The 26,102-nt window shown below is 34.8% G+C and carries 27 protein-coding genes; 12 read left to right on the top strand and 15 right to left on the bottom strand.

Features of this window, described 5'->3' with window-relative positions; all coding sequences use genetic code 11:
- The first annotated feature begins 181 nt into the window (after positions 1-181).
- Genes deoC through WBG21_RS00255 form a run of 3 tightly spaced genes read left to right on the top strand, consistent with a single transcriptional unit; the run spans position 182 to position 2,056 of the window.
- Complete coding sequence (gene deoC, locus WBG21_RS00265; RefSeq protein ID WP_340073570.1) at positions 182-832, top strand: deoxyribose-phosphate aldolase; 651 nt, start codon at positions 182-184, stop codon at positions 830-832.
- Between the two features lie 3 nt (positions 833-835).
- The gene (gene deoD / locus WBG21_RS00260) at positions 836-1,534 is read left to right on the top strand and encodes a purine-nucleoside phosphorylase (protein WP_340073567.1); all 699 of its coding nucleotides are present in this window, start codon (positions 836-838) and stop codon (positions 1,532-1,534) included.
- Positions 1,535-1,543: 9 nt separating this feature from the next.
- The gene (locus WBG21_RS00255) at positions 1,544-2,056 is read left to right on the top strand and encodes a phosphoglycerate mutase family protein (protein ID WP_340073565.1); all 513 of its coding nucleotides are present in this window, start codon (positions 1,544-1,546) and stop codon (positions 2,054-2,056) included.
- On the opposite strand, the gene WBG21_RS00250 is transcribed toward WBG21_RS00255, so the two are convergent.
- A complete protein-coding gene (locus WBG21_RS00250; protein ID WP_340073563.1) occupies positions 2,053-2,817 on the bottom strand; it encodes a DUF6503 family protein in 765 nt (254 codons plus the stop codon). The genes WBG21_RS00255 and WBG21_RS00250 overlap by 4 nt on opposite strands.
- 122 nt (positions 2,818-2,939) lie before the next feature.
- On the opposite strand from WBG21_RS00250, the gene smpB reads away from it, so the two are divergent.
- Positions 2,940-3,398, top strand: a complete 459-nt coding sequence (gene smpB, locus WBG21_RS00245) for an SsrA-binding protein SmpB (protein WP_340073561.1) — start codon at positions 2,940-2,942, stop codon at positions 3,396-3,398.
- A 67-nt stretch (positions 3,399-3,465) separates the two neighbouring features.
- Positions 3,466-5,919, top strand: a complete 2,454-nt coding sequence (locus tag WBG21_RS00240; RefSeq protein ID WP_340073559.1) for a DUF5686 and carboxypeptidase regulatory-like domain-containing protein — start codon at positions 3,466-3,468, stop codon at positions 5,917-5,919.
- A 31-nt stretch (positions 5,920-5,950) separates the two neighbouring features.
- On the opposite strand, the gene WBG21_RS00235 is transcribed toward WBG21_RS00240, so the two are convergent.
- Positions 5,951-6,592, bottom strand: a complete 642-nt coding sequence (locus WBG21_RS00235; RefSeq protein WP_340073556.1) for a protein-L-isoaspartate(D-aspartate) O-methyltransferase — start codon at positions 6,590-6,592, stop codon at positions 5,951-5,953.
- Positions 6,593-6,736: 144 nt separating this feature from the next.
- On the opposite strand from WBG21_RS00235, the gene WBG21_RS00230 reads away from it, so the two are divergent.
- Genes WBG21_RS00230 through miaA form a run of 7 tightly spaced genes read left to right on the top strand, consistent with a single transcriptional unit; the run spans position 6,737 to position 13,692 of the window.
- Positions 6,737-7,696 carry a Gfo/Idh/MocA family protein gene (locus WBG21_RS00230; protein WP_340073554.1) on the top strand — a complete coding sequence of 320 codons (960 nt, stop codon included), beginning with the start codon at positions 6,737-6,739 and terminating at the stop codon, positions 7,694-7,696.
- A gap of 15 nt (positions 7,697-7,711) precedes the next feature.
- Positions 7,712-8,602, top strand: a complete 891-nt coding sequence (locus WBG21_RS00225) for a 3-hydroxyacyl-CoA dehydrogenase family protein (protein WP_340074241.1) — start codon at positions 7,712-7,714, stop codon at positions 8,600-8,602.
- Between the two features lie 8 nt (positions 8,603-8,610).
- Positions 8,611-9,846, top strand: a complete 1,236-nt coding sequence (locus tag WBG21_RS00220; RefSeq protein ID WP_340073552.1) for a DUF1015 domain-containing protein — start codon at positions 8,611-8,613, stop codon at positions 9,844-9,846.
- A gap of 6 nt (positions 9,847-9,852) precedes the next feature.
- On the top strand, positions 9,853-10,524 hold the full coding sequence (locus WBG21_RS00215; protein WP_340073550.1) for a YggS family pyridoxal phosphate-dependent enzyme: 672 nt from the start codon (positions 9,853-9,855) through the stop codon (positions 10,522-10,524).
- Between the two features lie 37 nt (positions 10,525-10,561).
- The gene (locus WBG21_RS00210) at positions 10,562-11,923 is read left to right on the top strand and encodes an exonuclease domain-containing protein (RefSeq protein ID WP_340074239.1); all 1,362 of its coding nucleotides are present in this window, start codon (positions 10,562-10,564) and stop codon (positions 11,921-11,923) included.
- 16 nt (positions 11,924-11,939) lie between these two features.
- Complete coding sequence (locus WBG21_RS00205) at positions 11,940-12,767, top strand: ion transporter (RefSeq protein ID WP_340073548.1); 828 nt, start codon at positions 11,940-11,942, stop codon at positions 12,765-12,767.
- Positions 12,760-13,692, top strand: coding sequence for a tRNA (adenosine(37)-N6)-dimethylallyltransferase MiaA (miaA, locus tag WBG21_RS00200; RefSeq protein WP_340073546.1), 933 nt, complete (start codon positions 12,760-12,762; stop codon positions 13,690-13,692). Before WBG21_RS00205 ends, miaA begins: the two co-directional genes overlap by 8 nt.
- A gap of 44 nt (positions 13,693-13,736) precedes the next feature.
- On the opposite strand, the gene WBG21_RS00195 is transcribed toward miaA, so the two are convergent.
- The 13 genes from WBG21_RS00195 to WBG21_RS00135 all read right to left on the bottom strand — a co-directional run bounded on the left by WBG21_RS00195 (position 13,737) and on the right by WBG21_RS00135 (position 26,080).
- The gene (locus tag WBG21_RS00195) at positions 13,737-14,453 is read right to left on the bottom strand and encodes a response regulator transcription factor (RefSeq protein ID WP_340073544.1); all 717 of its coding nucleotides are present in this window, start codon (positions 14,451-14,453) and stop codon (positions 13,737-13,739) included.
- Positions 14,454-14,458: 5 nt separating this feature from the next.
- Positions 14,459-16,033, bottom strand: a complete 1,575-nt coding sequence (locus WBG21_RS00190) for a sensor histidine kinase (RefSeq protein WP_340073542.1) — start codon at positions 16,031-16,033, stop codon at positions 14,459-14,461.
- 70 nt (positions 16,034-16,103) lie between these two features.
- Positions 16,104-16,694 (bottom strand): dephospho-CoA kinase, encoded by a 591-nt coding sequence (coaE, locus tag WBG21_RS00185; protein ID WP_340073539.1) that lies wholly within the window; start codon positions 16,692-16,694, stop codon positions 16,104-16,106.
- Positions 16,691-17,665: a YbbR-like domain-containing protein gene (locus WBG21_RS00180; RefSeq protein WP_340073537.1), complete on the bottom strand. Its 975-nt coding sequence runs from the start codon at positions 17,663-17,665 to the stop codon at positions 16,691-16,693. The genes coaE and WBG21_RS00180 overlap by 4 nt, the downstream gene beginning before the upstream one ends.
- The gene (locus WBG21_RS00175; RefSeq protein ID WP_340073534.1) at positions 17,658-18,659 is read right to left on the bottom strand and encodes a glycosyltransferase family 2 protein; all 1,002 of its coding nucleotides are present in this window, start codon (positions 18,657-18,659) and stop codon (positions 17,658-17,660) included. Before WBG21_RS00175 ends, WBG21_RS00180 begins: the two co-directional genes overlap by 8 nt.
- Before the next feature lie 71 nt (positions 18,660-18,730).
- Positions 18,731-19,543 (bottom strand): enoyl-ACP reductase FabI, encoded by an 813-nt coding sequence (locus tag WBG21_RS00170; RefSeq protein ID WP_340073532.1) that lies wholly within the window; start codon positions 19,541-19,543, stop codon positions 18,731-18,733.
- Positions 19,544-19,593: 50 nt separating this feature from the next.
- Positions 19,594-21,246, bottom strand: coding sequence for a DNA repair protein RecN (recN, locus tag WBG21_RS00165; protein ID WP_340073531.1), 1,653 nt, complete (start codon positions 21,244-21,246; stop codon positions 19,594-19,596).
- Between the two features lie 58 nt (positions 21,247-21,304).
- Positions 21,305-22,198 (bottom strand): type IX secretion system protein PorD, encoded by an 894-nt coding sequence (gene porD, locus WBG21_RS00160; protein ID WP_340073529.1) that lies wholly within the window; start codon positions 22,196-22,198, stop codon positions 21,305-21,307.
- Positions 22,191-23,402: a bifunctional phosphopantothenoylcysteine decarboxylase/phosphopantothenate--cysteine ligase CoaBC gene (gene coaBC, locus WBG21_RS00155; protein ID WP_340073527.1), complete on the bottom strand. Its 1,212-nt coding sequence runs from the start codon at positions 23,400-23,402 to the stop codon at positions 22,191-22,193. The genes porD and coaBC overlap by 8 nt, the downstream gene beginning before the upstream one ends.
- Before the next feature lie 6 nt (positions 23,403-23,408).
- Complete coding sequence (locus WBG21_RS00150; protein WP_340073525.1) at positions 23,409-23,729, bottom strand: DNA-directed RNA polymerase subunit omega; 321 nt, start codon at positions 23,727-23,729, stop codon at positions 23,409-23,411.
- A 10-nt stretch (positions 23,730-23,739) separates the two neighbouring features.
- Positions 23,740-24,546, bottom strand: coding sequence for an outer membrane protein assembly factor BamD (locus tag WBG21_RS00145; RefSeq protein ID WP_340073523.1), 807 nt, complete (start codon positions 24,544-24,546; stop codon positions 23,740-23,742).
- Positions 24,547-24,675: 129 nt separating this feature from the next.
- The gene (gene dapA / locus WBG21_RS00140) at positions 24,676-25,551 is read right to left on the bottom strand and encodes a 4-hydroxy-tetrahydrodipicolinate synthase (protein ID WP_340073521.1); all 876 of its coding nucleotides are present in this window, start codon (positions 25,549-25,551) and stop codon (positions 24,676-24,678) included.
- A gap of 1 nt (position 25,552) precedes the next feature.
- The gene (locus WBG21_RS00135; protein ID WP_340073519.1) at positions 25,553-26,080 is read right to left on the bottom strand and encodes a DUF6913 domain-containing protein; all 528 of its coding nucleotides are present in this window, start codon (positions 26,078-26,080) and stop codon (positions 25,553-25,555) included.
- Positions 26,081-26,102 lie beyond the last annotated feature (22 nt).

The following is a 26,102-nucleotide window of genomic DNA, read 5'->3' as shown; positions in this document are numbered from 1 at the left end:
TTGGGGGTAATATATTTTAAAGTTAAACTATTAGCTAAATTAGTCATTTTTTAACTTACATCAAACAAATAGTCAAATAAAATGATTAGGAGTTTTTGTTGTTTTTTATGTATTTCATCGATCAAACCTTTCTTTTTATCGGTTTTTATAAGATTTTCAATAAAATTAAAAATGTAAGTATTTGAACTTAAAATCCTATATAGAGCATACGAATTTAAATGCAACTACATCAAATGATGATATAGCTTTGTTATGTACTGAGGCTAAACAGTATCTATTTCATGCTGTATGTATAAATAGCTGTTATGTTTCTACAGCCAGAAGCCTTTTGTCGGATACGTATATTTCTATATGCTCAGTAGTAGGTTTTCCTTTAGGGGCGATGGAACAAAAAGCTAAAATTTATGAAGCAGAAAGAGCCATAGAAGACGGAGCAAGTGAAATTGACATGGTTATTAATATTGGTTATTTAAAATCAGGGAACAACCATGCTGTTCTACAAGAGATTGCTTTCATGAAGGACATTATAGGAAATTATACACTTAAGGTCATTATTGAAAATTGTTATCTCAATGATCCTGAAAAGGAAATCGCGTGCAAGTTGGCTGTTGATGGCGGTGCAGATTTTGTAAAAACATCTACCGGGTTCGGTACAGGAGGTGCCACTATTGATGATGTCCTGTTAATGAAAAAAGCAGTTAATAATCAAGCTAAAATAAAAGCTTCCGGAGGAATCAAGACCCGAAAAGATGCTATAAGGTTTATAGAAGCAGGAGCCTCCCGCATAGGAACGTCGAGTGGAGTAGCCATTATTAATGAAGAAAAAATATAACCAATGAGTATTCATATTGAAGCAAAAAAAGGAGCAATTGCAGAAAATATTTTATTGCCCGGTGATCCTATGCGGGCGAAATGGATTGCAGAAAACTTTCTGGAAGATGTTGTATTGTACAATGATTTAAGAGGCATGCTAGGCTATACAGGAACCTATAAAGGTAAGCCTATATCTGTTCAAGGCACTGGTATGGGGGTTCCGTCTATTGCTATTTATGTAAACGAGTTAATCAATCAATACGATGTCAAAAAACTCATCCGGGTTGGTAGCGCAGGTGCTTACCAAGAATATGTTAATATCCGGGATATTGTCATCGCAATGGCTGCTTCTACAAACAGTAGTATCAATCAGCTTACGTTTAAAGGAGAAGATTATGCTCCTACAGCTGATTTCAAACTCTTTAAAAAAGCGGTTCAAGTAGCTGAAAATAAAAACATCCCTATAAAAGCAGGAAATGTGTTGACAAGTGATACTTTCTATCAGGATGATCCGAATTATTATAAAAAATGGGCTGAATATGGTGTGCTATGTGTTGAAATGGAAACTGCAGGGCTCTATACAATTGCTGCAAAACATGGGGTACAAGCACTCGCTATTTTAACTATTTCTGATAGTCTCGTTTCCAAAGAACATACAACTCCGGAGGAACGGGAAACTACTTTTATTGAAATGATACAAATTGCATTAGAAACATTATAAAAAACCATTATGAAAAATTATTTTTTATTAACCTTAATGACTTTGATTTTAGGCTCTTTTAATACGTATTCTCAAAAAAACAGTAATGAAGTCAGTACTTTTTATTTAATTCGGCATGCCGAAAAAGACAGGAGCAATCCGGAAAATCGTGATCCTGTACTGAACCAAGAGGGAATGGCCAGAGCTTTAAAATGGGCTTCTGTGTTTGAGGATGTGGTATTTGACCGTATTTATACAACTGACTATAAGCGCACCAGACAAACTGCTGCGCCAACTGCAGTAAAAAATAATATGGATGTACTTGTTTATGACCCAAGAACAATTGATGTTAATGGTCTCAAGAAAGATACTATGGGCAAAACTGTGTTAATAGTAGGCCATAGCAATACGACCCCTATGTTGGCAAACAAGTTACTTGGGGCAGAAAAATATCCTCAAATGGACGATGCTGATAATGCAAGCCTGTATATCATTACTATTATCAATTCACATGTTACAAGCACTGTACTTAAAATAGATTAATTCAAGGTATCAAGAGGTGATACGCTGATGTTTTTTAGTTCAATTTTTGATAATAACTCCAACTTATTTGCACTAAACAAACTATCTAATTCATAAACAGAAACATTCTTATTCTGTGGTTTGTAATTATCATAATCTACAAAGCGGATTTCATTCACATAACGTTCCTTGTAGGCCTCTCTAAAACGATGCCCTCCATCTCCCGTATGGAATTCATAGGCTAGATAGTCCGGTTTGAATGTTTCTTTATTAAACCAATACACATATACATCTTCGAAATCTTCGCCTCCGCCTTCCTGATCAAAAGTGACTTTAACTTTATAATACTTTTCATCCTTAATGGTCACTTCTCCCAGAAGTTCCTTATTGACTGCTTTGTCGTTCAATCCGTATGGTAAATAAGCAAAATAATGCACTGAATTCACTGAATTACTGTACCGTATAGCCATTGTATCTGCAACGGTGGCAAGGGTATCATTTATATAACGCGTAAATCCTTCATTGCTCAAGATGTCATGTGTTACATTCCCTAATGAATCCGTTTTAAACCGCTCATATTGATATTTCCATTTGTTTCTTGAAGAAACATATGTCCTGTCTCTAAAATCAAACCGGATTTCTTTTTTGTCAAATTTATTAGCTCCCGCTATCTCAATAGCTTTATCTACTACTTCCTGAGCAGTTATGATAGGTTTTTTAGGTTCTTTTTTACAAGCTACAACTATAACTAGAAGAATAAAGAGTATTTTTAATTGTTTCATAGGTACTCGTTTTAATATATCTGTCGCAAAAATATCATTTCACTATCATATAACATCATAAAATAGTCATAAGATATATTCAAATTATTTATTGCAGAATAGTTCTTACTTTTGCTTTCCATATGCAGAAAAAGATAAATATACAAAACAAACGTGCCCGCTTTGAATATGAGATTTTAGATAAATACGTAGCTGGTATTGTACTGACCGGTACGGAGATAAAATCCATACGCTTAGGAAAGGCTTCTATTGCCGAAAGCTTTTGTGAGTTTAATGATAGTGGGGAACTGTTTGTTATTAATATGAACATTGAAGAATACGCCCACGGGAATCAATTCAATCATAAACCAAAAAGTGAACGCAAATTATTACTTAATAAAAAAGAACTCAAAAAACTATATAAAGAAGTTAAAAATGTCGGACTAACAATTGTTCCGTTAAAAATGTTTATCAATGAAAAAGGGTATGCTAAATTGGAAATAGCACTTGCCAAAGGCAAAAAATTATATGATAAACGGCAAACTATTAAAGACCGTGACACCAAGAGAAATTTAGACCGGATAAAAAGAGCGTATAATTAACAATCATCTAAGAAATGCTAAGCATAAAAACCACTATCTTTCAGGCTTATAACACCTCCTTTATACTTTGATACGTTATCTGCTTTTTATACTCTTAACCGGATGTCTTTCTATTAAAACTTCCGCGCAGGTTACAGGCATTGTTACAGACGAAAAAAACAACCCACTCCCTTACGTAAACATTTATCTTAAAAACACTTCCACAGGGACAACTACAAACGATTCGGGTCAATATGAACTGAATATCAACAAAGAAGGTTCTTATCATATTGTTTTTCAATATTTGGGTTTTGAGACACTCATTAAAGAAATGACCATAAAAAAGTTTCCTTTTGTGTTAAATGCAGTGTTGATCCCTGAAACTATCTCATTAAACGAAGTTGTGCTCTCTGCTAATGAAAATCCTGCTAATGAAATTATGCGGAAAGTTATTGCTAAACGAAAAGAGAATCTCGACAAGCTAAATCAGTACACTGCTGATTTTTATTCTAAAGGGATTTACCGTTTAAAAAACGCTCCCGAAAAAATACTAGGACAGGACTTGGGCGACTTTGGTGGTGGCCTTGATTCTACAAGAAGTGGTATTATATACTTGTCGGAAACAAAATCAAAACTAACCTACAAAAAGCCTTTCCCTTTAAAAGAAAAAATTATTGCCTCTAAGCTAAGCGGAAATGATAATGGTTTTAGTTTTAACAGTGCTTCCGATGTCAATTTCAGCTTTTATCAGAACACTATTAATTTTAATACTGAGCTCATTTCCCCGATTGCTGATTATGCTTTTAATTATTACACATATCAATTAGAAGGTACTTTTTATGATGATCGAAATAATTTAATCAACAAAATAAGAGTGGCTCCAAAGCGATCAAAAGATCGTGTTGGTGAAGGTTTTTTATACATTGTGGAAGACCAATGGGCTTTATACGGGGTTGAATTTAAACTTACAGGGCAGCAAGTCCAAATTCCTGTTATTGAAACCATCGCTTTTAAGCAAAACTATACCTATTCGGAAACAATTGATTCTTGGTTGCTCATATCACAGGTATTCAACATTGAATTCGGTTTTTTTGGTATCGAAGGAAATGGAAGCTTTACTGCTGCATACAGCAATTATAGTTTTGACTCTATTGATGATGCTGTATTTACCAGAGCACTTGTTTCCTTTGAGAAAGAAGCAAATAAAAAAGGAGATGATTTCTGGAATAAAATACGTCCGATACCCTTGACCATTGAAGAAATAGATGATTATGTAAAAAAAGATAGTGTCCAGATTATCAGGAAATCAAAACAATATTTAGATTCTATTGATAAAAAAAACAACGGATTTTCATTAACTAATTTGTTGTTTGGTTATACTTACAAGAATTCTCATAAAAACTGGAATGTTAGGGTTGAGCCCCCTCTTTTTGCAACGCAGTACAACAGTGTTCAAGGGTGGCATTCAACTGCCGGGATTTCGTTCTTTAAAAGCTACGAGGAGAAAGGGCGTTGGTTAAATATAGACACTCATTTTAATTATGGTTTTTCGGATGAACGTTTCAGGGTGAGTGGAGCCGTTTCCTATAAATTCAACAACTTTTCGAGGCCTATTATTAGCCTTTCAGGTGGGGGTAAAGTTGCCCAATTCAACGAATCAGAACCTATCCCTCAAACTGTCAACTCCATCCGGACACTCGTTCTTGAGCGTAATTTCATGAAAGTTTTTGAAAAAAACTATATACAACTCGACTTTGCTAATGAACTTTTCAATGGTTTTCGACTCTATACTTCATTGGGCTATGAAAAAAGAAATCCGTTGTTTAATACCATAACCCAAGATAGGTTTACCTCCAACAATCCACTTTTGCCAAACGATTTTGATTCTCCGGCATTTGAATCACATCATATCTTTAAAACATCCATTACAGGCCGCATACGTTTTAAACAAAATTATTTGGATTATCCAGACGCTAAATACAACCTTCCAAGTAATTATCCAACTTTATACCTAACCTACGAAGGAGGTTTCGGAGCTAGTGAACAAAAACTTAACTTCTCACAAATACGTGCCAGAATAAGCCACAATTTCAATATTGCCAATAAAGGAACATTCAGCTATAAACTAAAAGCAGGAAGTTTCTTGAATACAGACGAACTGTCTTTTATTGATTTTCAACATTTTAATGGTAATGAAACCAATGTAGGTAGCACTCGCAATTATCTTAATAATTTCAATTTATTGCCATACTACGCCCTTAGCACTAACGATTCGTATTTTGAGGGACACATAGAGCATGACTTTAAAGGCTATGTTCTTGGAAAATTACCCTTGATAAATCAGTTGAATTTTAATCTCATTGCCGGAGTTCATGTGTTGACTACATCTAACAACAAACCTTATAGTGAATTTGCTATAGGAATAGATAATCTTGGTTGGGGAAAATTCCGATTTTTAAGACTTGATTACATGCGCTCCTATCAAAATGGTTTTTTACAAGATGGTCTTATTTTTGGTTTAAAATTTTTAGACCTCTTTTAGTAATCAAAAATCTACTTTTCATTTTTTTGACTTAATTTTTGTCTTCCAAAAGTGGCACAAACCGAAAATCACCAAATTCTTTTTTCTCAAACTCCTTTTCTGATTTCCGGATATAAAGTGTCATTACTTGCGAAGCTTTCCCTATTGGAATTACCAACCTTCCGCCTATTGCCAATTGCGATAATAATGCTTTAGGCACTTGCGGTGCTCCGGCAGTTACAATGATCCCATCAAAGGGGGCTTCCTCCGGCAAACCTTTATATCCGTCCCCAAAGATTAAACGTTTGGTTTTATAGCCCAATTTAGGTAAAAACAAGCTGGTTCGCTTAAACAGCTCTTTTTGACGCTCTATAGAAAACACCTTTGCCCCTAATTCCAATAAAACAGCTGTTTGGTAGCCACTACCGGTGCCTATTTCTAATATTTTATCATTTTTTTTAACTTCCAGTAATTCTGTTTGATAAGCTACTGTATAAGGTTGTGATATAGTTTGGTTTGCGGCAATTGGGAACGCTTTATCCTTATATGCATGTTCTTCGAAACTACTGTCCATAAAAAGATGTCTTGGTATTTTACGGATGGCTGCAATAATTCGTTCATCAGTAATGCCTTTAGCGGCAACTATTTCCGCCAGCTGATTTCGCATTCCCTTATGTTTATAAGTATCTTTCAAAATAGATATACATTAAAGCGTATAAAAATACGCATTCCTGAAATAATACAAACAATTGCATGGTTGGCATAATTCATCAAAAACTATACATCATAATAGCTAAATCTATGAAAGAATCTTATTTTTGCTCAAAACATTGCATTCATGTTAAAAATAGGAGTATTGGGCGCCGGCCACTTAGGAAAGATTCATTTGCGGTTGTTACAACAATCTGAAAAATATGAACTGGTTGGTTTTTATGATCCTGATGAAAAAAATGCACAAAAAATTGGCAAAGAATTTAAATACCATTCTTTCACTTCCATTGATGAACTCATTGAAGCAGTTGATGTAGTTGACATTGTAACCCCTACCCTTTCCCATTATGACTGTGCTGAAAAGGCCATCAAAAAAGAAAGGCATGTATTTATTGAAAAACCTATTGCCAACACATTAGCTGAAGCAGAAAAAATTATCCGACTCGCTAAGGAACATAATGTAAAAGGACAGGTAGGCCACGTAGAACGTTTCAATCCGGCATTTGTTGCTGTGAAAGATACAGTTGAAAATCCTATGTTTATTGAAGCGCACCGGCTTGCAGAGTTTAATCCCAGAGGTACTGATGTTCCTGTAGTATTGGACTTAATGATACATGATCTGGACATTATTCTAAGCATAGTACACTCAGAGGTGAAAAATGTAAATGCCAGTGGTGTTTCCGTCATTAGTAATTCTCCTGATATTGCCAATGCGCGCATTGAATTTGAAAATGGTTGTGTAGCAAATCTTACTGCCAGTAGGATCTCCTTAAAAAACATGCGAAAATCACGTTTCTTCCAAAAAGACGCTTATATATCCGTTGATTTTCTGGAAAAAAAAGTAGAAGTTGTCAAAATGAAAGATGCACCCAAGAAACCGGATGAATTTGCACTGGTATTGCAAAATGCAGAAGGCAAGAAAAAACAGATTTATTTTGAAAACCCAAAAATAGAACCTAATAATGCTATTTTGGATGAATTAGAAAGCTTTGCGAATGCTATCAATACTAATACCACGCCTATCGTTACACTCAATCAAGCTGCTGCTGCTTTGAAATTAGCACATCAAATAATCGATTCATTTTAAAAAACAAAGATAATGATACAAAACGTTGCTGTAATAGGGGCCGGAACTATGGGAAATGGAATTGCCCATACTTTTGCCCAACATGGATTTAAAGTTCAACTTATTGATATTTCAAACACTGCCTTAGAAAAAGGAATGGCCACTATTATAAAGAATCTAGACAGAATGGTTAACAAGGGAGTTATCAGTGAAGAAGTGAAGAAAAATACGATTGACAATATTACAACGTACACAGATTTAAAAGACGGTGTAGAATATGCAGGGCTTGTAGTAGAAGCTGCTACAGAGAACCTAAATCTAAAACTTGGTATTTTCAAGCAATTAAATGAGTTTTGTGCTGACGATACGATTCTGGCAACCAATACCTCTTCTATCTCCATTACTCAAATTGCTGCAGTAACTAATCGCCCGGAAATGGTCATCGGAATGCATTTTATGAATCCCGTGCCTATCATGAAATTAGTTGAAATCATCCGGGGGTACAATACTTCAGACACAATTACAAATACTGTGATGCAGCTTTCGGAAAAATTGCATAAAATCCCTGTGGAGGTGAATGATTACCCCGGGTTTGTGGCCAATAGGATACTCATGCCTATGATAAACGAAGCTATTGAAACATTGTACAATGGTGTAGCTGGCGTACAAGAAATAGATACCGTGATGAAGCTCGGGATGGCGCATCCGATGGGGCCTTTGCAATTAGCAGATTTTATTGGATTAGATGTATGCCTTTCCATCTTAAATGTTATGCATGATGGATTTAAAAACCCTAAATATGCTCCTTGCCCATTATTGGTTAATATGGTGATGGCCGGTAAACGGGGTGTAAAATCAGGAGAAGGTTTTTATGACTATTCTGAAAGCAAAAAGGCTGAAAAAGTAGCTGCTCAATTTGAAAAGTAGCATCTATAATGGCTAAAATACAACCATATAAAGCTGTTCGACCAACAAAAGACAAAGCTCCTTTTGTGGTTTCTCGATCGTATGAAAATTATCCAAAAGAAGAATTAAAAGCACAATTACGCTTTAACCCCTTCTCTTTTCTACATATTATCAACCCTGGGTATAAATTTCAAAAAACGATTAAAGGGACTAAGCGTTTTTCATTGGTGCGCAACCGTTATTTAGAATTTAAAGAAGACGCCATTTTAACACAAGATGAATTGGCTTCCTTTTATGGTTATAAAATAAAAACTCGAAGCAATACTTTTTACGGAATTTTATGTGGTGTAAGCACTGAAGATTACAAAAACAACCTTATCAAAAAACATGAGGACACACTTCAACTTCGGGAACAGCTGTTTAAAGAATACCTGAAGATTGTAGGTTTTAATGCAGAACCCGTACTCCTCACTTATCCTGATAATAATGAAGTGGAAGACATTTTGCAAAAAACCATGGGCGAAGCTCCTGAATATGAGTTTACAACTCCTGATAAGGTTACACATTCTTTTTGGAAAATTGATAATTCTATCGTCATCTCTGAATTACAAAATATATTTGATAAAATAGGGGCTTTATATATAGCAGATGGTCACCATAGGTCAGCATCTTCATACTTACTGGCAGAAGATATGAAAACTCAAAATCCAGGTCATACCGGAGAAGAACCCTATAACTTCTTTATGAGCTATTTAATCCCTGAGTCACATTTAAAAATATACGAGTTCAACCGCATGGTAACGGATCTTAACGGATTGTCAAAAGAAGCCTTCTTAATGCACTTGGATACTTGGTTCCGGATTGAAAATAGGGGTGTTCAATTGTATAAACCATCTAAAAAGCATCATTTTGGTATGTACCTGGATGGGGAGTTTTATTCTTTATACTTGCGTAAGACACTTTATGAATTTACAGATGCATTGAGTAAACTTGATACACATATCCTTTATAAAACAGTTTTAGGGCCTATTTTAGGAATAAAAGACCTGCGAAATGACAATAAAATTGCATATGGATCAGGAAAACACAATGTCATCAAAATGAAGGACCTTATTGATGAAGGGCAGTTTGCTGTGGGGTTTAGTCTTTTACCGGTGACGGTAAAAGAGATGAAAACCATTGCTGATGAAGGGTTGCAAATGCCCCCAAAGAGCACCTATATAGAACCCAAATTACGGAGTGGGCTCACTATATATGAATTTTAGCAAACAATGAATATTAAAGAAAATATTGCCGCTATAAAATCAACGTTGCCTGAAGGTGTAATACTGGTGGCCGTCTCAAAAACCAAGCCAGTTACTGATCTAATGAAAGCGTATGAAGCTGGACTACGTGTTTTTGGAGAAAACAAAATACAGGAAATGGCCCGGAAATGGGAACAAATGCCCAAAGATATAATGTGGCATATGATAGGGCATGTACAGACCAACAAAGTGAAATACATGGCTCCTTTTGTAGCATTGATCCATGGGGTGGACAGTTTTAAACTCCTCAAAGAAATTAATAAACAAGCAATAAAGCACAATCGTATTATCAATTGCTTATTACAAGTTCATATCGCAGAAGAAGACACTAAATTTGGGATGAATGAAGAGGAACTAAAAGCTATTTTAATATCCGATACTTTCAAAGAATTAAAAAACATTAAAGTAATGGGCTTAATGGGGATGGCAACATTTACTTCTGATACTGCACAAATACAAAAAGAATTCATGTATTTAAAAATGCTTTTTGAGCGTATAAAAACTGATTATCCTCCAATTTCCAACCTATCTATGGAAATACTTTCTATGGGCATGAGCAATGATTATCAACTAGCCATAGAATGTGGCAGTAACATGGTTCGGATAGGAAGTAGTATCTTTGGAGAAAGGAATTATTAATGAGGTATTTCCGTTATTTAAATTATCAACAAAATTAGTGTACGCAATTCTCGACATAGAAACCACAGGGGGACGTTATAATGAAGAGGGTATTACAGAAATTGCCATCTACAAATATAACGGCCATAAAATCATTGATCAATTCATAAGTTTAGTAAATCCGGAACGGGAAATACAAGAATTTGTAGTTAAGCTCACTGGTATCAATAATAACATGCTCAAAAATGCCCCTAAGTTTTATGAAATTGCTAAGCGTGTTGTAGAGATTACTGAAGACTGTATTATTGTTGCCCATAATGCTTCTTTTGATTACAGAATTTTGCGAACTGAGTTCAAAAGGTTAGGATATAGATATAAGAAAAAAACACTTTGTACGGTTGAATTGTCCAAAAAACTCATTCCAGAAAAAGAATCTTATAGCCTTGGTAAGCTAGCCAGGTCATTGGGAATCCCTATTAGTGATCGACATAGGGCAAATGGTGATGCTAAAGCAACAGTAAAGTTGTTTAAACTTCTTTTATCAAAAGATTCTAAAAAATCCATTATCACAAAATCTATAAAATCAGAAGCAGCTGGCAACATTACTCCAAAACTTCTTGATATTGTAGAAGCATTACCTAATACTACCGGAATATACTATATTCATGGACAAGAAGGCCGGATTATTTACATTGGCAAAAGCAATAATATCAGGAAAAGAGTCAATCAACATTTCACGAGTACTAACCGGAAAGCATTACGGATACAGAAAGAAGTGGTTGCAGTAACATATGAAGAAACGGGCAGCGAATTAATTGCTTTATTAAAAGAGAATGAAGAGATCAAACAAAACCAACCTGAACTGAATAGGTCCAGAAAACGAAAATTGTTTAATTATACCCTTACTTCTTATAAAGACCAGAATGGATATATCAGAATGGCCATTGATAAAGTAACCCGGTCAAAAAACTATATTACTGCCTTCAATACCATACATGAAGCAAAAAATATACTGTATAGTATTACCGAAACATATCAACTATGTCCTAAGCTCAACGGCCTATCTGATGCTAAGAAAAACTGTTTTAATTATACGATAAAGAAATGCCATGGAGCATGTATTGAAGAAGAAGGACCCGATTTATATAATGAACGAATAAATAAGGTGGTTCAAGAATATAGTTATGACCAACGGAGCGTGGTTGTCATAGATAAAGGACGAGAAGTTGATGAACGAAGTGCCGTTCTTATAGAAGAGGGTATTTTTAAAGGTATCAGTTTCTTTAACCTCAACTATCAAATAAATAATATTGAAATACTCAAAAACATTATTACTCCAATGAATAATGATCCCGATGTGGCATATATTATTCAATCCTACCTAAGGAAAAGAAAAGTTTTAAAAATTTTGGATTTTTAATATTTTAGATACACTTATGAGAAATAAAAAGCGTATGCCTTGGAAGCACAAGCTCCATGAAATTATTTATGAAGCTGACACTCCTATGGGTAAGCTCTTTGACATAATATTAATAATACTGATACTAATCAGTATTGTATTAGTAATGCTGGAAAGTGTTAAACATATTGATGCCGACTATCATAAGTACCTGCTTCTTGCCGAATGGATAATTACAATTTTCTTTAGTATTGAATACATCGCCCGTATTGTTTCCATAAAAAAACCAAGTAATTATATTTTTAGCTTTTACGGAATTGTTGATTTTTTATCTACTATTCCTTTGTATATCTCTTTCTTTATAGCCGGTTCTCAAGCATTATTGGCTTTAAGAGCCCTACGTTTGTTGAGGATTTTTAGAATTTTAAAGCTTGTGCGGTTTCTTGGGGAGGCTTCCTTACTTAGGCAAGCTTTAAAAGCAAGCAGGACAAAAATCACTATTTTCATTTATACTGTACTTATTTTATCTGTCATACTGGGTACCATAATGTACCTTATTGAAAGTGATGAAAGTGGCTTTACTAGTATTCCAAGAAGCATTTATTGGACTATCGTAACACTTACTACTGTCGGCTATGGTGACATTGCTCCACAAACAGCTTTAGGGCAAACAATCGCTACATTTATTATGATACTTGGGTATGGAATTATTGCAGTCCCTACCGGCATTGTGACTGTTGAATTTTCAAAACAACAATCTAAAAAAATACATACCAATACACAATCATGCCATCATTGTGGCACAGAAAGTCATAATGATGATGCAAAATATTGTTATAATTGTGGAGCGTTGTTAGATGATTAGCCAAAAATACCTTATCACCGTTGTTGGCCCTACTGCAATAGGCAAAACGTCTTTAGCTATTGCCCTGGCAAAGCATTATAAAACAGTAATAATATCAGCAGATTCACGACAGTTTTATAGAGAGATGGATATCGGAACAGCTGTTCCCACAAAAGAAGAGCTTAATGCTGCACCACACTATTTTATTCAACATAAAAGTATTTTTGACACCTATACCGTAGGTGATTTTGAAAGTGATGCTGTTGCCCTCTTAAGTGAGTTATTTGAAAAGCACACCGTTGTAATCATGGTGGGCGGTAGTGGCTTATACATCAATGCTGTCATCAAAGGGCTCGACGACTTTCCTGAAGTTAGCCCCATTGTTCGTGAAAAACTCAATTACCAATATAAAGCTGAAGGGATTCATATTCTACAAACGCAACTTAAAAAATTAGATCCTGAATATTATAAAACAGCCGACATTCAAAACCCACATAGAGTCATTCGTGCATTAGAAATTTGTATAGGAACCAATAAGCCTTTTTCTTCTTTTTTAAAAAAACAATCGAAAAATCGAATGTTCAATAGTGTTTTGGTTGGGTTGACTGTTGATAGAGATATACTATATGACCAAATCAACAAGCGGGTTGACAGGATGATGGAAGAAGGTTTACTTGAGGAAGTAAAAAGACTCGACAAGTATAAAAACCTGAACGCACTTCAAACTGTAGGGTACAAAGAACTATTTAATCATTTGGAAAATAAGTGTTCGTTGAAAGGAGCTATAGAAGAAATCAAAAAAAATACCAGACGGTATGCTAAAAGACAACTAACTTGGTTCAGAAAAAACAGTGCTATAAAATGGTTTGATCACAAAACTGATCTGCAGAATATTATAAATGATATTGACTGTACAATTAAAAATACACCCCAACAAATACCATAAAAAAAGCCGGACAAACCGGCTTTTTACTATTACTCTACGTCAGATTACGACGCTACTTTATTTTTTATAACTAACCTAAACCCTTCTCCGTGAATGTTTAATATCTCCACGTTTTCATCTTTCTTTAGGTATTTCCGGAGTTTTGCTATGTATACATCCATGCTTCTGGATGTAAAGTAATTATCATCTCTCCATATCTTAGTCAGTGCCAGTTCACGGGGCATCAGGTCATTTTCATGCAATGCTAACAAGCGTAGCAATTCATTTTCCTTAGGAGATAGTTTTATAGGATCTTCATCCTTAAAGGTTAAAAACCGTAGCTTTGAATTTAAATGAAAGTTCCCTATCTGAAACTCGAATTGTTTGCTATCTGCTAATGAATCTGAAGCTTTACGTTGCATAATTGCCTTTATCTTATATAGCAATACTTCCGAGTCAAAAGGTTTATTTAAATAATCATCTGCCCCAGCCTTGTAGCCTTTAAGAACATCTTCTTTCATTGTTTTTGCTGTCAAAAAAATGATAGGGACGTTTTCATTCTTCTCTCTAATGTCCCTCGCTAACGTAAACCCATCCTTATAAGGCATCATTACATCGAGTATACACAAATCGTAATTGTCTTTTTTAAACTTTTCAAACCCTTCCATACCGTTTTTTGCCAAAACAACATCAAAATTGTTCATGGTAAGGTAATCTTTTAAGACAATTCCGAAGTTCGGGTCATCTTCTACCAATAAGACTTTTTTATTCGCTTCTTCCATAATTTTTATATTAAGGGGAGTTTTATATAAAAGGTACTGCCTTTGCCTTTTTCACTTTCTGCAAAGACTTCTCCTTGATGATCTTCAACAATTCGTTTTACATAAGCAAGACCCAATCCATGTCCCTTAACATTATGGATATTGCCTGTAGGCTCTCTGTAAAACTTTTCAAATATTTTTTTTAGTACTGCTTTATTCATCCCGGGACCCTGGTCTTGAATTTTAATCATTATATTATTACCAATAACTTCCGTAAAAACATCAATCTTAGGAGCATCCGGCGAATATTTAATGGCATTGTCTAAAATATTTACCAAAACATTCGTAAAATGCACATCATTGGCCAATACTTCACTCCTGTTTGCATTTAAATGCTGGTTAACATACCCCCCTTTGTTTTCCACAATTAAAGAAACGTGAATAACAGCATCATTTATGATATCATGGATGTCCACACGGTCTTTACTTATATCCAGCTGATTCTTCTCCAATTTAGATATCCTCAACACATTTTCCACTTGTGCATGCATCCGTTTATTCTCATCTCGTATCATTTGCAAATAACGTTTTACCTTTTCTGAATCTCCGAATGCCTTAGGGTTTTTCATAGAATCTAAAGCTAGATTTATAGTTGCTATTGGTGTTTTAAACTCATGGGTCATATTATTTATAAAGTCGGTTTTTATCTCCGATATTTGTTTCTGGCGTATGAGTTGGTACAAAGCACTGGAATATGCCAAAATGATAATTAGTGTGAACATAATAGATAGCAATGCCATGCCGATAATAGATGAGAAAAGAAATTTTTTCTTTTTCGGAAAGCTCACTAGTAAATCATAATTACTTTCGCCATCATTATCTATGAATAAAGATGTTTTGTAACGGGTTTCATTACTTAATTTAAAACCACGCGACCGCACTTTTGTTGCCAATCCTTTACTGTAAACACCATATTCGTAATCAATATCTATACCTCTGCTATTCAATTCACGTTGCATAAGCAGTTCTATCTCGTTGGTAGATATCCGCTTATGGATAGGTGTCCGTTTAGCAATATCTTTAACCACACTTTCATATTGGACTTTTTCTATAGAAGAAAGGTTTCCATATTTCTCAATTTTTTGAATAGGGGTCGAAAGTTTTCCGTCCAAACCATATTCACTTTTAATAATTGTTGTGGTCCGCTTTGTCTTATAATTTTTGACATTTGTGGAATCTATATCAGTACTATTTTCAAAGAACGCCGATGAGATTGCATAATCTTCTTCTAGAATTCCATGAGAATAAATAAATGTTTCATTATTTTTCTCATCCCTGTCTATAAAGAGGATTTCCCGTAACTGTGTTTCCTTTAATGTTCCAATACTGTCTTTTAGGCTTAGGAGCTTATCGGAAAACTCACGGATTTCGCGTTGTTGGATATTATTTGATACGGTCTTTAAAACCTCTTGTACATTGTATGTAAATTGCTCTTCTTTATTGTCTATGGCAACTTTTATCCAATATCCCTGTACAAATATGATTCCAATGAGCGACAAACTCATCAGTACTACCAACAAAACGAATAATTTCTTACTCATCTAGTCAAAATTAAAAGTTTCACTTTGGTTTGGGTTTGCTTTTAACCTAAACTTAACAAAAATGTTAAAATTATAGCGAAGTGTTTTTTTTAATCAATATTTCGTGAATCTCATTAACCTGATTTGCTGTATCATGAAGACTTGTATTTTCAATCACAAAATCTGATAAAGCCACTCTTTTTTCTTCTCCCCACTGATTATTCATTCGGCCTATAACTGCTTCCCTTGTTGTTTCATCTCTTTTCATAACTCTTGCGATGCGTTCTTCTGTTGGAGCCGTTACTGTAATTGTATAGTCACATCCTTTATCTGCACCACTCTCAAATAAAATAGCTGCTTCCTTTATCACATATGGAGCGTTTTGTCGTTCAACCCATTTTTCAAAATCTTTTTTAACTTTCGGGTGTATAATTCTATTAAGTTCCTGTAATTTCTTCGGGTTGTTAAAAACTATTTTTGCAATATATGTTCTGTTAGGCTCTTTTCCCGAATACGCAGCCTCACCAAATAAACTGATTATTTGATTCCGTACCTTATCAGAGGTATTCATAATGTTTTTAGCAGCCTCATCTGCTATATACACTGGGATTCCCAACCCGGCAAACATATTTCCAACCGTTGATTTTCCACTCCCTATGCCTCCTGTAAGCCCAACAATCATTCACGTTTAATTAAGAATTCTATTTTTTTATCCAACAACTCGGCCTCTTTTGCCCATTCAGGTATTTGTTTAATAGATGGAATCATATAATTTGATGATCCTGTAATTGAATTGTAGTCACACACAACCATAAAGTCCTCCATATTACTGTTTTTGAGATCTTCAAACCTTCCACGGCATACTATTCGAACTTCATTTGGAAATAATCGAACACTTACATCTATTGGTTTATTAGTAACAATTACTGGGACTTTTAATATTTTTTCTGAAAAGCGAACTACTTGGCCTTTTATGATTACGGATGAATGACTAAAAGATAATGATTTTTCTTTTTTAGGGAGTATTAACGCTTCTGTGATTTCGATATTTGAATTGATATTGTCTAAAACCCTTCTTTGGGTCGCTATGGAATAAATCGTATCAACTATGTCTTCAGGGCCACTTACGATTATGTGTGAAGGGTCAACAATTAAACTATCATAAAGCGCATAGTCTTTTACATAATTGATTGTTAGTTGAGGGATCACAGGGATTTTTTTTCTTTTATTGATGCCCAAGTCTATAAAAACAGTATCTGTCAATACCTCTTGAATGGTAATGTTTTTGGAAAATTGGATATTCATTTGCTGTCTAATCGCATCCGCGGTAAAATAGTTTTTTTGATGTTTAGAAAGTGCTTTTGAGACATCTAGTTCCAACTTTCTCCCAAACAATCTAAAGCTTAATATTTGAAACCCCCTACCTTCTATAATTGTCTTTACTTTCTGTGGAGGTGCCCCTAAAATTATTTTTTCAGAAGGAACGGCCTTATAGCTAATCCGTATGTTGGTTTCTCCGGTGTAACTATCTGAAAGCTTAATTAAAAACCAAAGTATGCAGGAAAATATAAAAAACAATAAGAATACTGTTGCATTTCGTTTTCTAAAAACACCTTCTATAAAAGCTGTTATTTTCTCAATCTTTTTATTCATAAAATAATTCAGGTAGTATTTTTTCCGGTTTTTTTCCGGAAATATTTAATAACAATGTTGATTTAACAAACGCAACACCATAACCATAAAATTGAATTAAAACCGCATATGCCGTTAGTATTGCTACCAAAATATTTTTATTTTTAATAGCAGAATCTAGCATAATTAATCCGAAATATCCCCCATATACCATAATTAAGTGATAATACCCTGAAATAGCCAATACAATTCCCATTGCAAAACCACATAAGAACAGTGAAGGGAACCAGTATGTTATTTTACTACTAGAAGGATGCCATCGGCTCAAAACAGGTCTTGCCAATCCAAATTTATACACTTGATGATAGAATTTTTTCCAGGAAACCCTACGTTTATGATAAACGAAGGCCTTTTCAATCAAGCAAGTTTTGTAACCTGCTTTACGAACTCGTATAGCCAGGTCAGGATCCTCGCCCGGATGTATATTCCTAAATCCTTTTGTGTCTTCAAATGCTTGTTTTGAAAGTCCCATATTAAAGCTTCTCGGCTCAAATTTATTAACTGCGTTCTTTTTCCCCCGAATACCACCAGTAGTAAGAAAGGAGGTCATCGCATAGTTGATCGCTTTCTGAATTAAAGAAAAAGATACATGTGCATTATCCGGACCGCCAAAACAATCTACATAGTTATTATTCAATGCTTTGTCTACTTGTTCTAAGTATTCGGGCGGGAGCAGGCAATCGGAATCCAAAATAATGAAATAGTTGCCTTCTGCCCGTTTCATCCCATAATTTCTGGAATCACCGGGGCCTGAGTTTTCTTTAAAATAATAGTTAATATGAAGTTTGGCTTTATAATTTTCAATAACATTTCCTGAAGTTTCGGCACTTCCATCCTCTATAATAATTACCTCAAAACGGTTTTTATAAGTCTGTAGCACAATACTTTCTAATAACTCCTCTATTTCCTGAGGGCGGTTATATACGGGAACTATAATAGAATAGTAGCGGCTCATAATACAAAAGTAACCATTTAAGTAACAAAAAAGCCACCATCAAGGTGGCTTCATATTCTTAGAACATTATTCTATTCCATAAATTTATTTATTACTTCGTTACTAACTCCAGTATTAGAAAAGCCTCCATCATGGAAAAGGTTCTGCATAGTTACCTTTTTAGTCAAATCAGAAAATAATGAAACTGTATAGTTTGCACAATCCAATGCTGTAGCATTTCCAAGAGGCGACATCATATCAGCATATGCTATGAAACCATCAAACCCTTTTACTCCTTGCCCTGCTGTAGTAGGTGTAGGGGATTGTGAAATCGTATTTACACGTACTTTTTTGTCTTTCCCGAAGAAATATCCAAAGCTTCTGGCTATCGATTCTAAATAAGCTTTGTTATCCGCCATGTCATTATAATCAGGAAATGTTCGTTGAGCTGCCATATAAGTCAATGCTACAATGCTTCCCCATTCATTCATGGCATCGGCTTTATGCAGTGTTTGCATCACTTTATGAAAAGAAACAGCCGATACGTCCCAACCTTTTGTTGTGAAATCATAGTTTTGGTCAGTATAAGCCCGTCCTTTTCTAACATTTACTGACATGCCAATAGAATGTAACACAAAGTCTAATTTGCCCCCTAAAATCTCCATTGATTTTGTTACCAGGGTTTGGAGGTCTTCCAAATTTGTAGCATCGGCCGGTATAATTTGCGAACCTGTTTTTTCCGCCAAAGCATTTATTTGACCCATTCGCATTGCAATTGGTGCATTTGTCAACACAAACTGCCCCCCTTCTTCATGCACACGCTCTGCTGTTTTCCATGCAATGGAATTTTCGTCTAATGCTCCAAAAATGATTCCTTTTTTCCCTTTTAATAAGTTATATGACATGGTTTTCTTTGTTTTTTAGATTTACCAGTGGCAAAGATACCTAAATTGCTTTAATTGAGAAGTTGTTTAGCGTGTGTTAATGCGGTGTCACTTACTTCTTTTCCGGCAAGCATCCCTGCTATTTCTTTGATGCGTTCTTCTTCACTAAGTTTTCGCATTTGTGTTGTTGTGGAAAATGTTTTGTCTTCTTTATAGACTTTAAAATGAGAGCTTCCTTTTGCAGCTATTTGTGGAAGATGGGTAATGGTAAAAACCTGCATGCTACGACTCATCTCTTTCATAATATCGGCCATTTTATCAGCGATTTTTCCGGACACCCCTGTATCTATTTCATCAAACATAATAGTGGGTAGCTTCATATGCTTGGCTAAAACTGCTTTTATGGTCAGCATGATCCGGGAAAGTTCTCCTCCGGAAGCTATTTTTTTAAGTTCCCCGAAAGCAGCACCTTTATTTGCTGAAAATTTGAAGTTTAACAGGTCTTTTCCGTTTGAAAAATAATTTTCTTGTTCTTCAATTGTGATTTGAAAACGGGCATTCTCCATGCCTAGTTCTGATAGGGCCTCTTCCATATAGTTTACCAATCCTGGGATTGCTTTTATCCTATTCTGATGTATTATAGCAGCCAATTTATCTAGTTCCTTCTCATATGTTAAAACTACTATCTGGGCATTTTTTATCTCCGTATCTATATTTTCAGTAACTGTTACTTTTTCTTCCAGTTCAGACTGTATGGCTATGAGCTCACTTATTTCCAACACATTATGTTTTCGCTGAAGGTCATACAGTTTTTGGAGTTTTGTGTTGACTTCTTCTAACTGTTGAGGATTGGCTTCCATATCTTCTGCCACATTCTGAATTTCAGCATAAACATCATCCAATTCTATCGTTATTGAATGTATTCTATTAAATAGTTGTTCAAATTGATTTCCAAACCCTGATAGTTTCTGGAGAATATTTTTCAGTTCCCCTATTGTGTTTAAAGCCCCTATTTGTTCATCTTCTATTAATTGTTGGGAAGTTACAAGTTGTTCTTTTATAGCTTCTACATTACTTAGTTTTTCATAAATAGCTTCTAGTTCCTCAAGCATTCCTTCTTGTAGCTGTGCCTCTTGAAGTTCTTTTAATAGGAACGAATTGTAATCATGCTCTTTGTTTGCTTCGTCCTGAAAATTGATAAGTTTTTGAAGTTTCTGCTTTGCTTCTTGATAATCTGCTAATTCTTTTTTATAGTTTTCCAGTACCTTCAAATTATTTCCGACAGCATCAATTACTTGAAACTGGAATTGGTTCTCGGTAAGTTGTAGTGTTTGGTGCTGTGAATGGATATCAATCAAACGGTTACCCAAACCGGAAAGCGTGTCTAAAGTAACCGGCGTGTCATTTATAAATGCCCTAGACTTTCCCGATGGGAGAATCTCTCTTCTAATAATCGTATAGGATTCATAATCAATGTTTTCCTTATCAAAAAAAGGTTGTAAATGATAGTTCGCAATGGCAAACGTTGCTTCAATAATGCATTTTTCTTCTTTGTTTTTAAGGGTGCTCATATCGGCCCTTTTACCTAATACCAATGACAAACCTCCCAAAAGTATAGATTTTCCGGCTCCCGTTTCTCCTGTGATGGTAATCAGTCCATCGGAAAAATCAACTTCCAATGTATCAATAAGTGCATAATTTTTAATGGAAAGGGTTGTGAGCAATGCTTTCGTTTTTATCTTATCTCAAAGATAAATCATATTTGTACCTAACAAAATTTTGTTAGTATTTTATTTTTTGCCAGGTGCTGGCATAGAAAGGGGCTACCTTGTTCAACGTGTTTTTAAGTGTTACCACGTTTACTTTTGGACCATCTGAAAAAACATTTAAGATTTCTTCCGCCTTAGCATCAAAAAATGTTTGCAATAAAAATGCATTAGGACGTCTGGCGATAAGTGGTTCAAAAAGCCGAATGTTTTCCGAAATGGTTTGCTTCGCTTCTTTGGGGTTTTTAACCATGATATCCATTCCCAAACGATGATAGTTGTACATTACTGTTCGGTATTCTTTGAAGGTATTTGAGAGTAGATTATCTATGAGCTCCCATCGGGTTCGGTTTCCATCAATTTGTCGCCACCCTGTATAACCACTCCCTTGTGCTAAATTTACAATCTCTCTGGCTTGCTTAAAATAAGCATCCCCCCCATTGTCCGAAAATGTGTCGGCATCTATTCCGAGAATAATATATACATAGTAGTTGATAACTCCTATTAGATTAGAATCAAAAGAGTTAGGGTTATAAAATAGCGGTTCAAACTCTAGATATCTAAAATTAAATTGCTTGTCGTTATAATTGAACACCGGACTTTCATAAGACGAGTTAAATACCGGGCGACTGGATTGTACTTGAATCGTTCCCGAAAACTGGTCATTAGAGTCAAAAGAGGTTATGGTAATAAGCATGCTACAATTAATACGTTCTTGCGGTGCATAAACTTTATTGGTCCATTTTGTTTTATTGACATAATCGTTCAGAGAACGTTCCAGTGTTTTGAATATCTGTTGATTAGTTTGGTTTACCTGCTCTGAATTCACAATAATAGTACAATTCAGCTCTTGTGAAAAAGCAATTGTTGAAAAAATAAAACTTAGAATATATAGTACTTTTTTAAGCATGAATTCGTTTCAGTATTTCATTAAAAATATCTTCAGCTACTTCTTTTTTCGTTTTTAATTCAAACGGTTTAATATTCAATTCATTGTCGATAAAGGTAACTTTATTTGTTGGTTTTCCAAACCCCGCCCCTTCGTCATTCAACGAGTTTAAAACAATAGCATCTAAATTCTTTTTAGTAAGTTTTCCTTTTGCATTTTCTATTTCATTGTCTGTTTCTAGGGCAAATCCAACTAAATATTGTTTTTCCTTGATGTTCCCTAAAGACGCTAAGATATCTTTAGTAGGTTCTAACTCAATTACTAAAGAGGTTTCTTTTTTCTTTATTTTTTTAGCAGCTACATTTTTCGGAGTATAATCAGATACTGCTGCTGATAAAATAGCAATATCTGTGAGCTTATAATGCCGATGTACAGCGTCGTACATACTTTGAGCGTTAACAACCCTCGTAATGGTTATTAATTCATGCTGGATATCTAAATGAGTAGGGCCACTGATGAGTTGTACTTCTGCCCCCAAATCAGCTGCTTGTTTTGCCAATTCAAATCCCATTTTTCCTGTGGAGTGATTTCCTATAAAACGGACAGGGTCTATTGCTTCATAGGTAGGGCCTGCTGTAATAAGCACTTTTTTACCTCTTAATGGCAATGTATCTAAAATCACTTCTTTTATAAATGCCACTATGGTTTCAGGCTCTGCCATTCTACCTTCTCCTACTAAACCACTGGCCAACTCGCCATGTTCGGCAGGAATCATTGTATTACCATATCGTGTTAGCGTTTCAAATGTTTGCAATGTAGATTTATGCTTATACATGTCTAAATCCATTGCAGGAGCATAATAAACAGGGCATTTGGCTGATAAGTAAGTGGCTAACAATACATTGTCACATACCCCATTCGCCATTTTTGACAATGTGTTTGCTGTTGCAGGAGCTATGACCATAAGATCTGCCCATAGTGCAAGATCAACATGGTTGTTCCACATTGCATTTTCATCTTCTTCATCAACAAATGATGTTATAACTGGGTTTTTTGATAGTGTAGATAATGTAAGTGGTGTAACAAAATTCTTGGCATTTTCGGTCATTACCACCTTTACCTCGGCACCTTCTTTTATAAAATGCCTAATTAAGTACGTTGATTTATAAGCAGCAATTCCTCCTGTAATGCCTAAAAGTACTTTCTTGCCACTTAATATGGACATGGTATACTATTTTTCTGTATTTCTATAATAGATCTTGCCTTCTAGCCATTCTTGGACAGCAATGGCATGTGGTTTGGGGAGTTTTTCATAAAATTTGGAAACCTCTATCTGTTCCTTGTTTTCAAAAATTTCTTCCAAGCTATCTGAATATGTAGCAAATTCTTCGAGTTTTTCTATAAGCTCTTTTTTGATTTCCGCATTGATTTGATCTGCTCTTTTTGCAACTATAGAGATCGCTTCATAAATATTATTTGTTGGAGCGTCAAACTCATTTTTGTCTATTGTAACTGTAGATACAGGAGCTTTGGTATTTCTTAAATTACTCATCGTGCTTATCTTATTTACTAAATCGTTTTAATTGTTGTTCTATTGTGGCAAGCATTTTTTCTGCTTCTTCGGTATACTTTGTTGCCGGATAATATTTTTTTAATGTATTGTATGCTGCTTTAGCATCATTTAACCGTTCTTCTTGTTTACTATATATACTATTTATAGCTAGGTTATAACTGGCTATAAATTTATGGTACATAGCATCTTCCCTATATACAGAGCCCGGATAATCTAAAAGGAACAGTTCAAACGACCTTATTGAGGCATAATAATCACGTATTGTGTTATATTGTTTGGCTGTTTCAAATGCTTTCTTTTCCAGCTTTGCTCTCAATTCCTGTACCATCTCATTTGCTTCTGAAATCCGTTCAGAATTAGGATAGCTATTGATGTAATCCTGAAGCTTTCCTATTGCTTTATTGGTATCTGTCTGGTCTATTGAGTATTTCGGTGATAAATAATAATAGCTTTTTGCCCCATAAAAAGCTGCTTCTTCTGCTTTGTCACTTTTAGGATATGCACTGGAAAAACGCTCAAACTGGTAACCGGAAAGGTAATAATCTTTCAGCTTATAATATGAGTCTGCATAAAAATATATAACACGTTCTCCCTGTGGTTTTCCTATAAAAGAAGGGACTATTTGTTCATACAAACGTACTGCTCGTTTATAATCTCCTTCATTATAATATTTTTCAGCCAGTTCATATTTTACCTTTGTATCTTCATTTTTCAATGCTTTTTGATACTCATTACATGAGGTAAAAAGAAACAATGATGCTAAAAGTTGAAATAAAAAGACTCTTCCTTGAACCATTCGGCAAAATTAGCTATTCTATCCAAATAAAAAAACATTATTGCAATAGTAATGATAATATCAATGCGCTAGAAAGTATTTTAGAATAGTTTTAACTTTTGGTTAGCTGTAAAGAAACAACCATTGCTATTAAAAATGTTTCACATAGTGATCTATTCGAGCTGCTAGGTTATGACTAGCTTTTACTAATGGCAATCGCACATCACCACTACATAGTCCTTGGGTTTGTAACAGCGCTTTAATCCCGGCAGGGTTTCCTTCTTCAAAGATCATATCGATAATATCCATCATTTTATAATGGATTTCATAGGCTTCTTTTACAGTTCCTTTAAGTCCTAGCCTTACCATATTTGAGAACTCAACAGGAAACCCTTGCCCTATGACAGATATCACGCCTGATCCTCCTGCCAATACCATAGGAAGTGTCATCATATCGTCTCCTGATATAATCAAAAAATCTTCAGGCTTATTTTGTAATAAGCGTAATGCCTGTTCCATGTTTCCTGCAGCTTCTTTTATACCAATAATATTTTTAAAATCATTCGCCAAACGCATAACAGTTTCGGGGTTCATATTGGACGCTGTCCTACCTGGAACATTATAAAGGATAATAGGAATGGGCGATGTTTTAGCTATTGCTTTATAGTGTTGATAAATCCCTTCTTGTGTTGGTTTATTATAATAGGGCGAAACAGACAGGATTGCTTCATAAGATGATAAATCGGTCGATTGTAACTCTTCTATTATTGCCATTGTATTATTTCCCCCAACTCCGAGAACCATGGGAACCCTACTATTGTTTTCTTTTTTTATTATTTCTTTTACCTGTTCTTTTTCTTCTTTTGAAAGGGTTACGTTTTCTGCTGTTGTACCCAATACTACTAAGTATTCTACCCCTCCTTCTATCACATGGTTTACAATACGCTTGAGCGACACTGTATCAACACTCAAATCACTCTTAAATGGGGTAATCAATGCTATTCCGGTCCCTGTCAGTTTTTGCATCTTATATTTTCTTAAAAACAGTTAGATATTTTATAAGTTCCTCTTTGAACAAAGTATACGATGTGGTATTTATATCAAAAATCATATGATTATAAGCTCCATTGGCCATTTTCATTCCTATCTTAAATTTGGCTTTTGTATATACGGTTGCCAAATTCAATATTTTTGGCACTTTCTCACCATAATAACTCAGTAATAAATCATACTCTTTGTGTGAAAACAACCGGTAATCATCATTTATGATTTTTCCCTTCCAGTCTAAACTCTTAGGAGTGACTATTGGAATATTATATTGCGTGTGATCACGCTTTCCTTTAGAAAATCCTATTATCTTAAATTGTTCTTTTCGAATTCCTGTATCTTCCATTAATTTATATAATAGTGAAACATCAGAAAATTCATCTACATTCACAATACACCCAAATGATTTTATCTTGCCTTCACCAATGCCTTGTGACAAGTGAGCTTCTTTTAGCTTTCTTTTTAGGGCTTTATTTGCTATATAACGGTTTATGTTTTGTAAAAACATGTATCTTTACTTTGCCTTGCAA

This window comes from Leptobacterium meishanense (assembly GCF_037645805.1).
GTDB classification, from domain to species: Bacteria; Bacteroidota; Bacteroidia; order Flavobacteriales; family Flavobacteriaceae; genus Leptobacterium_A; species Leptobacterium_A meishanense.
This window is presented reverse-complemented; position numbering and strand designations above follow the sequence as displayed.

Bases quoted from the DNA above. Each gene is read 5' to 3' on its own strand.
- WBG21_RS00135 (WP_340073519.1), bottom strand. From the start codon at position 26,080: ATGTTTTTACAAAACATAAACCGTTATATAGCAAATAAAGCCCTAAAA.
- WBG21_RS00230 (WP_340073554.1), top strand. From the start codon at position 6,737: ATGTTAAAAATAGGAGTATTGGGCGCCGGCCACTTAGGAAAGATTCAT.
- WBG21_RS00215 (WP_340073550.1), top strand. From the start codon at position 9,853: ATGAATATTAAAGAAAATATTGCCGCTATAAAATCAACGTTGCCTGAA.
- WBG21_RS00170 (WP_340073532.1), bottom strand. From the start codon at position 19,543: ATGTCATATAACTTATTAAAAGGGAAAAAAGGAATCATTTTTGGAGCA.
- WBG21_RS00205 (WP_340073548.1), top strand. From the start codon at position 11,940: ATGAGAAATAAAAAGCGTATGCCTTGGAAGCACAAGCTCCATGAAATT.
- coaE (WP_340073539.1), bottom strand. From the start codon at position 16,694: ATGATTGTTGGGCTTACAGGAGGCATAGGGAGTGGAAAATCAACGGTT.
- WBG21_RS00190 (WP_340073542.1), bottom strand. From the start codon at position 16,033: ATGAGTAAGAAATTATTCGTTTTGTTGGTAGTACTGATGAGTTTGTCG.
- miaA (WP_340073546.1), top strand. From the start codon at position 12,760: ATGATTAGCCAAAAATACCTTATCACCGTTGTTGGCCCTACTGCAATA.
- WBG21_RS00180 (WP_340073537.1), bottom strand. From the start codon at position 17,665: ATGAATAAAAAGATTGAGAAAATAACAGCTTTTATAGAAGGTGTTTTT.
- WBG21_RS00150 (WP_340073525.1), bottom strand. From the start codon at position 23,729: ATGAGTAATTTAAGAAATACCAAAGCTCCTGTATCTACAGTTACAATA.
- WBG21_RS00145 (WP_340073523.1), bottom strand. From the start codon at position 24,546: ATGGTTCAAGGAAGAGTCTTTTTATTTCAACTTTTAGCATCATTGTTT.
- WBG21_RS00255 (WP_340073565.1), top strand. From the start codon at position 1,544: ATGAAAAATTATTTTTTATTAACCTTAATGACTTTGATTTTAGGCTCT.
- WBG21_RS00195 (WP_340073544.1), bottom strand. From the start codon at position 14,453: ATGGAAGAAGCGAATAAAAAAGTCTTATTGGTAGAAGATGACCCGAAC.
- smpB (WP_340073561.1), top strand. From the start codon at position 2,940: ATGCAGAAAAAGATAAATATACAAAACAAACGTGCCCGCTTTGAATAT.
- deoD (WP_340073567.1), top strand. From the start codon at position 836: ATGAGTATTCATATTGAAGCAAAAAAAGGAGCAATTGCAGAAAATATT.
- coaBC (WP_340073527.1), bottom strand. From the start codon at position 23,402: ATGTCCATATTAAGTGGCAAGAAAGTACTTTTAGGCATTACAGGAGGA.
- WBG21_RS00175 (WP_340073534.1), bottom strand. From the start codon at position 18,659: ATGAGCCGCTACTATTCTATTATAGTTCCCGTATATAACCGCCCTCAG.
- dapA (WP_340073521.1), bottom strand. From the start codon at position 25,551: ATGCAAAAACTGACAGGGACCGGAATAGCATTGATTACCCCATTTAAG.
- WBG21_RS00250 (WP_340073563.1), bottom strand. From the start codon at position 2,817: ATGAAACAATTAAAAATACTCTTTATTCTTCTAGTTATAGTTGTAGCT.
- WBG21_RS00220 (WP_340073552.1), top strand. From the start codon at position 8,611: ATGGCTAAAATACAACCATATAAAGCTGTTCGACCAACAAAAGACAAA.
- porD (WP_340073529.1), bottom strand. From the start codon at position 22,198: ATGCTTAAAAAAGTACTATATATTCTAAGTTTTATTTTTTCAACAATT.